Genomic DNA, 8,528 nt, shown 5'->3' on the forward strand with positions numbered 1-8,528 from the left:
TTTGAAAGGTATTATTATTAAAATTACGGATATATTTCTAATAAGCAGGTGAGCAATTTTTTTTATGGGAAACTTTCGTTAAGGGGTGTAGTAGTAGATGAGCCAAGATCGTTATACAGAAAATATGCTGATGAAAGTATCCTTGTACTACTATAAAGAGAACTTAACATAAAATAATATTATACCAACTCCTCTAAATAAAGTGGATTTGAGCGATTTTTTATCAAAGGCAGCTGCTCAGTATTTACAGATCAAACTGCAGCCGAATGATATGGTTGGCCTGGTGAAGAGCCGTTTCCAGAACGATTTAATACTTGACAATTGAACCATTAGTCATATTTCTGTTGTGATCTTAACAGGGGGAGTTCATTACTATCTCCATAATCGTCGTCAAAAAAAGGGAGGTTTGGAAAAGTTTCAGGATATACATGTAATTCCTGCTCCATTTTTGGCTTCAACCGAAGAGATGGCAGGAAAATTCTTATCTAAACCTTCAATAAAGAACATTCTCGAACTGGCTAAATTCACAAAATATATCATTGTTGGTATTGGCGGTATTTATCCTGATGCCACGATTATTCAGGAAGAAAAAATGACCATGAACGAACTTGAAGAGTCTAAGAGCCTTAAATGTTATAGCCGTGGGTGCCGGAGAGAAAAAAATTGATGCCATCTACGGAGCTTTAAAAGGAATGTATATTACGGCGTTAATTACAGATGATGCTACAGCTATTTCATTACTCAATATGGAGGTGAAATAAATTAATGGCGTACATTCTGGCATTGGATGCTGGTACTGGTAGTATTCGCACTGTTTTGTTTGATTCATTAGGAAATCAAGTTGGGTTTACACAAATAGAATGGAACCATTTATCAAATGAAAAGTATCCAGGATCTATGGATTTTGATTGGGAAACAAACTGGAAGTTAGTCATTCAGTGTGTAAAGTCTGTTATTGAAGAAACAGGAGTTGACGCAAAAAAAATAAAAGCGATAAGTGCAACGAGTATGAGGGAAGGAATTGTCCTTTATGATGAAAAGGGTAAGGAAATTTGGGCTTGTGCAAATGTAGATGCTCGAGCTTCGGATGAAGTCAAAGCATTAAAGGAATTAGACCCTGAATTAGAATACAAGATTTATAGGTTATCAGGTCAAATGTTTGCATTAGGAGCATTGCCTAGGCTTTTGTGGATAAAAAATCATTTACCAGGGATTTATGAAAAAGCCACTGACATGACTATGATTAATGATTGGATTCTTTATAAATTGTCAGGGAAACTACAAGTGGATCCTTCAAATGGCTGTACTACAGGGATATTTGATATTGAGAAAAGGAATTGGGAAAGTGATGTAGTAAAAATGTGCGGACTAAAAAATAATTTATTTCCGCCGGTAAATGAAGCTGGTACCGTTATCGGTTACGTGACGGATGGAGTAGCAGCGTATACAGGTTTGAATTCAGGAACTCCGGTTATTTGTGGAGGCGGAGATGCTCAAATGGCTTCTGTTGGTGTCGGTGCGGTAAAAGCGGGGCAAGCCGTTGTGTCAGGTGGATCATTTTGGCAGCAGGAAGTCAATGTGAGACAGCCTTTAGTTGACAAAAGGGGCCGTATACGGGTTAACTGCCATGCAGTGCCTGAATTATGGCAGCTAGAAACCATTGCTTTTTTCCCCGGGCTCGTAATGAGATGGTTTCGTGATGCATTTTGTGATTTGGAAAAAACAGAAGCAAAAGTGACTGGTAGAGACCCGTATGAAATTTTAGAAGAAAAGTCAAAAAATGTTCCAATCGGGGCAAATGGGATTATTCCTATATTTTCAGATACGATGAATTATGGCGCTTGGCGCCATGCATCTCCATCATTTATTAATCTCACTCTAGATCCTCAAAAGACTGGTAAAAAAGAAATGTTTAAATCTATTCAAGAAAATGCTGCGCTTATCACACTAGGAAACTTAAAGATTATAGAAGAAGAAACTGGTTTTTATCCAAGTGAAGTTATTTTTACAGGTGGTGCTTCGAAAGGAAAGCTTTGGAGTCAAACACTTGCAGATGTCATTGGAGTACCAGTGAAAGTACCTGTAGTTAAAGAAGCAGCAGCACTAGGCACCGCATTATTTGCGGGGATTGGCATAGGAATTTATGAGAATATCCATCAAGCAGTTAACCAAGTTGTAAAGTGGGAGAGGACACATATACCTAACAATGAAAACCATGAACAATACCTAGAAATCTATGAAAAATGGAGAAGTGTATATTTAGAACAGCTTCAACTTGCTGATCGTGGTATAACGCCTCATATGTGGAAGGCACCTGGTTTGGAATAATGTAAAAGGGGGTGAAGGGATGAAGAAAGTTCACGAAAATGACTTCGATTATCGGTTTGGCGACAACGGGCCGAAATATTTAACAAAAGGTCCGAACATAGATATTGGTGTGGTTGTATTGAAACCAGGTCAAGACTTCCAAAACCATTATCATACAGTTTGCGAAGAAATTTTCTATATCCTAGAAGGGAAGATAGATTTCTATATTAATGGTAATAAAGTTCCTACAATACCAGGTGATATGATTCAATGCCGCCCAGGCGATGCTCATTACCTTATCAATCAAACTGACAAAACCTTTAAAGCCCTCTTCATTAAATCTCCGCATATTTTGGAAAGAGATGTTGTGAATATAAAGAATCCAGACATCAAGTTAAGGAGTGAATAGATAGTGAACTGGGGATTTCAAAATCGATTAAACAAAATATTACCAAATAAAAGGGCAGTAATGCTTGCGATAGATCATGGCTATTTCTTAGGGCCAATAAGAGGTTTAGAAAAGCCAGAGGAAACTGTCAGAGACTTACTTCCATACACGGATTCGCTATATTTAACAAGAGGTACACTTGCAGCATGTATTCCGAAAAATACGAAAAAACCAATGGTTCTTCGTGTTTCGGGCGGTCCTACAACGTTAGGAAAGGATCTAGCGAATGAAAGGATCGTTACTTCAATAAAAGAAGCAATTCGCCATAATGTTGTTGGTGTAGGGGTTTCGGTTTTTATCGGTTCTGACTATGAAACTCAAACAGTAACAAATCTAGCTCAAGTTGTAACTGATGCTCATGATTACGGAATACCTGTACTTGGAATTACTGCAGTTGGAAAAGAGCTTGAAAAACGGGATGCCAGGTTCTTAGCATTTGCTTCAAGAGTTCTAGCTGAAATGGGAACCGATATTGTTAAGACTTATTACTGCGACGACTTTGAACAGGTAACGAGTAAGTGTCCGGTTCCAATAGTTATTGCAGGTGGCCCAAAATTTGATACAATTCGTGAAGCATTAGAAATTACGCATAATGCTATGGAGCAAGGTGCAGCTGGTGTGGATATGGGAAGAAATATTTGGCAATCACAGCATCCTCTTGCAATGATCAAAGCGATACATTCCATCGTTCATAAAGGATTCACAGTAAATGAAGCGGTAGATTTATATGAATCTTCTTCAAAAGTAAAAGCTTAATATGTGTAAAAAAAGGAAACCTTTTACAAAACCACCCTAATGCTACGAACACAGTATCAGCAGAAGTGATTAGTAAACAAGACTTTAAAGTTACGACATGTCCAAAAACAATAACTGTATAACAAAAATAATTAATTAATTAATTAAGAAAAGTGTAGGGATGTAAAAAATTCTTGCACTTTTTTATTAGTTTAAAAGATGTTAATATCACAGATAAAGGTGAGCAATTATCTTATGAACCAGCAGTAGAAGGATATTATCTAACAACAAATTCAGCAGACGAGTGCGAAGTGTATAGATTTAAATCTACGGATGATTTAGGAAACTTTAAACAAAAAATTATTGCAGATGGTACTATTGATGCTAATCAACTTTATACTAACCGACTATTTTTATTAGGTGTATATGGTGATGATTCTAAACTAGTTGATACGTTCAAACAAATGAAATAACAAACGTTTAGCAAAAAGGTGGAGCTAAAATTCCATCTTTTATATGCCCATTCTATCGAATTAAGATTTAATTTTAGATACAGGCATTAGTTGATCAATGTTTTTGATGTTAAATAGTTTATCTACATAAAGATCGAAGATCAATTTACTGTTGAAGAAAGCACCGTTGGAGGAAATTAAATTACGATGTAACGATAACTGCAGCTAAAAAGAAAAGAAGATGTCACGCTCCTAAAATTTCAGTATTGAAAATAAATACTATATTTATATCTAAAATTTTGGTAATATAATAAAAAAGTAGTTTGAAAGAAAAAGAATTTTAATCATTACTTCTTAATTTTTCATCATTGTATGAAACGAATAAAAAAATGTCCACTAGGTTATTTGTATAAGTTAGAATTACAAAAAGGATTTAGTCGTATTACTCATTAATGTTCTAGCTAACTTGGTACGAATTAATGTTCATCTACATATTGATGAAGGCGTTTTAAATTGTGAATAAGAAAAATCAAAATATAACAATGAAGTAAAACTAAGAAAAATAATGATGATGATTGGGGAGAAGAAGATGAAATTCAAGGCAAAAAAGATAGCTGAATTAGGGGAACATGTCTTTTTTAAGAATGGAATTAAAGGGATTGTTGAAAAGGTCAATGAAAATACAGTTATTGTAAATATAATCGATAATATAACAGAATTGGTGTTTGAAGGAAACAGAACAGTTGTAGCACACAAAAATTATCAAGTAATTGATAATGTATGAAGGAAAAAGGAAAGTCAGTTATACATGAGTTATAAAATATTTTAAATGAATATTCTAAATATTGAAAATGTAATCGTTTTCTATTATACTAAATAGTAGGTTGGATGGCATGTGTGGCCATCATCGTATTTGGCGTAGGTGGGGCCAGTACTCGGGACAGACCGATAGGTTTTGTGATGTGAAAATGTACGCAAACTGTTTATGTTTTTGTAAATGTCATGGGTTGATAAGATGTAATAGAGTAACAATGATATTAGCTAAAAAGAATGTACTGGATAGTTTTAAAAGGCTATCCAGTTTTTGTTTGCTAAAAAAGGGCCCACAAGAAATTGGATTTCAATAATGTAAGTATTGTCATCATATTCTATTCTTTAGATTTTAATGATTTTCTTGTTACACCATGGTTAGGAAGACACAATCAATTGACTTAAGCTTGATTATCGATTTAAGAATGGAGATGTCAGATGTTTTTTTGATCATTACATTGGTAATCTACGCATGGAAGAAAAGTATATGCTTTTCTTTGAATAAATGCAGGCATAGATCGTGGAATGAGGAAATGAGATGGCTTAGGGCTACAGAAGATAAAGTGTTATTTTGATAGGAGTTTACAAATGAAAAATAATACTTATAGACCCTAACGAAGTGCAGGGCTTAAGAGTATCTCGAAATAGGGATATTACAATAAATATAAGAAAAGATTTACATGAACAAACGGCTACATTCAGACGTCCAAAACGTCAGTTAGACTCTCTGCTGATGTATGTGGATTTAATAGATCTTTATTGTTAAGTATTAATTATTATTTCTTTTTAATATTCTATGTAAGTTGACGGGGTACCTTTCGCTCGAAAAATTGAACAAGCTAGAGAATATTTTAATTAATGGGAAAATTGAAGTAGTAGAAATTATTGAAGATTTCTCAGCTTAATTTCACTACATTGTAATTTAAATTTCTTTTTCAACTACCATGGGAGTGCAATAAAAACTTCCATTCACTGTTGTGAATCTGAGGATTCATGGTCTACAACAAAATGGCAGATTAGTTGAATTAGGAATTGAATAGTTTTTGTTGAATATGTATATAAAAATATAGTTTTTTAAGGAGAGTAAAAGTGGGGATTTTAAATTTAATGAATACATTAATCAGCTTAGCAATTATATGTTTAATTGTATTTTTTCTATTTAAAACCACAAAAAAATAATGGTATTTATAACAACCGTTTCAAAAAGAGAAACTGCTGATTCTGAGTCTAGACCTGACAGAGTACATACTACATCAATATCCCCTGTAATAGCTCAAAATGTATCCATAAAAAGTGAGACAAGAAATGGTATAGAGATGAGAATGCAACTAATAAATGATTATGATGGTTTGGATATGTATGGATTGCATCTGATAAAAATGGTCAACTTGGCGCATTTTTTACTTTCGGAACAGGTCCTGTTCCATGTGAAGCGTTAAATTTTCCATTTGAAGACATTGAGGAAGCCGTGCTCCAATTGCCATGCAGTTCTGACACTCTTAATAGTTTTATTGAACTGTCAAATCGTGGTTTCTTTGTATACGACTGGAACCAATCTAATTCATATGTATTAGATGAGGTACCCATAAAACCGCGCTTAATAAGTGAATTACCAGATGATTTGCAAAAGTTGGCTGATAGCATAAAATTTCACATTGAGTTTAAAGAAGAAAGGGTATTGAAGGTGGAGTAAAACCCGTCTTTCTTTTGTTCCAGAAATGATGTGAAAAGTTTATTGTGGTAGTTCTTTAACTAACGCATGCAATTCTTACACAAGAAGACTGTTTCGACAGTCTTTTTTTGCGTGAAAATGAACAAGGAAATTGATATATTAAAAAATTTGGTTATTTAATTTTGACTATATTTTTTTATGAGAAATATAATTTTTATATATAGGGTTATCAAAAGGGGTTGGTTGTTTGCTCAAATTAATAAAGTATGATGATCTAACACTATTTAAGAATGATGTGATTCCTTTCTTAGAGAGATATGAAGCTGAAAATAATTTGATTTTGGGCGTCTTGCTATCATTAAGTGAAAAAGATGAACCATTTTTAATGGCTACTGTAATAAAAGACTCAAAAATTGAATTGGTCTTACTTCAAACACAGCCCAGTGAAATTATACTTTCAAAATCTGTTAATCTCACTTTAAAGGAAATACATTCTATAGGTGAAAAGTTGATTAATACTGTAAGAGAAATACCAGGATTTATTGGTGAAAAGAAATTAACTACAGAACTAGCTAATTTTTTTCTTGAACTTAAAGGATTTCAAGTAAGTTTCCAAATGGACCAAAAAATTTATAAGCTTGAAAAAGTTAAGAAAATATATAACTCAAATGGAAAAATAAGGAGAGTTTTAGAAAAGGATCATTATATAATTCAAGAATGGATGTATCATTTTTGTAATGAAATTAACCAACCTATTAGTAAAGAAAAAGCAGATAAAAGAACAAGAGAAATGATAAAAAAAGAAAAATTGTTTGCCTGGGAAGTAAATGGTGAATTGGTTTCTATGGCATGTGCTACACGTCCAACGAAAAATAATATTACTGTTAGTTGTGTCTACACTCCTGTTTTTGAAAGAAAAAAGGGTTATGCTTCCCAATGTGTTTCAGCACTTACTCAATCCTTATTAGATTGTGGGTATAAAACAACTAGCTTATATACTGATTTCAGTAATCCTACTTCAAATAAAATTTATATTCAAATTGGATATGAAGCTATAATGGACTCAACTTTAATCCTTTTTTAAATATGAGAATCTTTTCTTTTTAGTTGAACTAACTCATGCGATTCTTCAATAGAANNCAGTTTAGTTCAATAAGGAATGGTATAATTATTATCAATAAATCTCCTAAATTATATTGATTTTTTGAAAGTGAGAAACCATAAATGAACTTAAAACATTACCTCAACGAAAAGTTTCCAAATGTCGATTTAATTCCAAGTGTTTATTATCAATGGGACTTCGGTATCCACTTTTAACTTGGAGGAAGTATTTATCAGTTTAAAGAAAATGATGAGTTAAATTTTGATAGGTTTAGACTTGTATATAAACAAACTTCCACAATATTTAATGAGCTATTTGAACAGGATAATGATTTATTTCTTGTAACTAATCTTTATAAGCACAAAACTAATGAAAAACGAATCAAAAAATTGAATGTCTATAAGCGTTTTCTAAAGAATAAAAATTATTTAAACAAAATTCATGTTAAATCATATCCATATCCGTTCGATATGGACGATGCTGAAGAATACGAGATGCAACAATTTTCGTTAAAATGTCAACGGAAAGATTTCAATGTACACCAATTACTAAAGGCAGCGTGTAATGAAGATTTCCCATTGAACCCAAGGCTTGGAGGCTGCTCAATAGATTATCCAGATGTTTTTTTCGTTAATATCACTAAGGACATTATTTTCTTTATCTATGACGATAGAGGTTGTGAAATTGTTGCACGTGATGTAGATAGATTACGGTTTCTCTATAAAAAGTATTTTGATTGGGTTAAAGATGTTGATAGAAAAAGGATTGAGAGTGGATTAGGACTTAATAAGTAAAACTTCTTATACAACTAAAGCATGCGTTAGTTGAACACCATGATCGACTGTTTAGTCGATTTTTTATTGTGTTACCTGGCAAATTAGCTGAACAAGGATTTCTCATTTCGCCTAACGAATTTATATAGTTAGAAATGGGGGCGGATCGAAAATGAATGGAATTCTAAATGAAAGTGTATTAATTACAACAACAAAAGCATACGGACTT

Annotated in this window: 7 protein-coding genes and 3 pseudogenes; 9 read left to right on the forward strand and 1 reads right to left on the reverse strand. The window is 33.0% G+C overall.

What is annotated here, in order from left to right:
* Positions 1 to 346 precede the first annotated feature (346 nt).
* From CN514_RS26995 to CN514_RS25300, 7 genes and pseudogenes are all read left to right on the forward strand, one after another.
* Positions 347 to 761, forward strand: a pseudogene (locus tag CN514_RS26995) (sugar-binding domain-containing protein).
* Between the two features lie 4 nt (positions 762 to 765).
* Entirely contained in the window at positions 766 to 2,328 is a 1,563-nt protein-coding gene (gene lsrK, locus CN514_RS10960; RefSeq protein ID WP_098232607.1) for an autoinducer-2 kinase, read from the forward strand.
* A gap of 19 nt (positions 2,329 to 2,347) precedes the next feature.
* Complete coding sequence (locus CN514_RS10965) at positions 2,348 to 2,716, forward strand: cupin domain-containing protein (RefSeq protein ID WP_098232608.1); 369 nt, start codon at positions 2,348 to 2,350, stop codon at positions 2,714 to 2,716.
* A 3-nt stretch (positions 2,717 to 2,719) separates the two neighbouring features.
* Positions 2,720 to 3,511 (forward strand): 3-hydroxy-5-phosphonooxypentane-2,4-dione thiolase, encoded by a 792-nt coding sequence (gene lsrF, locus CN514_RS10970; RefSeq protein WP_098232609.1) that lies wholly within the window; start codon positions 2,720 to 2,722, stop codon positions 3,509 to 3,511.
* Between the two features lie 173 nt (positions 3,512 to 3,684).
* Complete coding sequence (locus CN514_RS10975) at positions 3,685 to 3,963, forward strand: hypothetical protein (RefSeq protein ID WP_098232610.1); 279 nt, start codon at positions 3,685 to 3,687, stop codon at positions 3,961 to 3,963.
* 568 nt (positions 3,964 to 4,531) lie between these two features.
* Positions 4,532 to 4,726: a DUF2187 family protein gene (locus CN514_RS10980; protein ID WP_098232611.1), complete on the forward strand. Its 195-nt coding sequence runs from the start codon at positions 4,532 to 4,534 to the stop codon at positions 4,724 to 4,726.
* Positions 4,727 to 5,557: 831 nt separating this feature from the next.
* Positions 5,558 to 5,657, forward strand: a pseudogene (locus CN514_RS25300) (DUF2441 domain-containing protein); the annotation flags it as partial.
* A 478-nt stretch (positions 5,658 to 6,135) separates the two neighbouring features.
* On the opposite strand, the gene CN514_RS10985 reads toward CN514_RS25300, so the two are convergent.
* Positions 6,136 to 6,396, reverse strand: a complete 261-nt coding sequence (locus tag CN514_RS10985; RefSeq protein WP_098232612.1) for a hypothetical protein — start codon at positions 6,394 to 6,396, stop codon at positions 6,136 to 6,138.
* A 275-nt stretch (positions 6,397 to 6,671) separates the two neighbouring features.
* Here CN514_RS10985 and CN514_RS10990 point away from each other — a divergent pair, with 275 nt between their 5' ends.
* Complete coding sequence (locus tag CN514_RS10990) at positions 6,672 to 7,508, forward strand: GNAT family N-acetyltransferase (protein WP_098232613.1); 837 nt, start codon at positions 6,672 to 6,674, stop codon at positions 7,506 to 7,508.
* A 140-nt stretch (positions 7,509 to 7,648) separates the two neighbouring features.
* Positions 7,649 to 8,320 (forward strand): annotated as a pseudogene (locus tag CN514_RS10995) (DUF3885 domain-containing protein).
* Positions 8,321 to 8,528: the final 208 nt, after the last annotated feature.

This window comes from Bacillus sp. AFS001701 (genome assembly GCF_002559405.1).
In the GTDB taxonomy this organism is placed as follows: domain Bacteria; phylum Bacillota; class Bacilli; order Bacillales; family Bacillaceae_G; genus Gottfriedia.

Coding starts and splice junctions, on each gene's coding strand:
- lsrK (WP_098232607.1), top strand. CDS start 766: ATGGCGTACATTCTGGCATTGGATGCTGGTACTGGTAGTATTCGCACT.
- CN514_RS10965 (WP_098232608.1), top strand. CDS start 2,348: ATGAAGAAAGTTCACGAAAATGACTTCGATTATCGGTTTGGCGACAAC.
- CN514_RS10980 (WP_098232611.1), top strand. CDS start 4,532: ATGAAATTCAAGGCAAAAAAGATAGCTGAATTAGGGGAACATGTCTTT.
- CN514_RS10985 (WP_098232612.1), bottom strand. CDS start 6,396: ATGCTATCAGCCAACTTTTGCAAATCATCTGGTAATTCACTTATTAAG.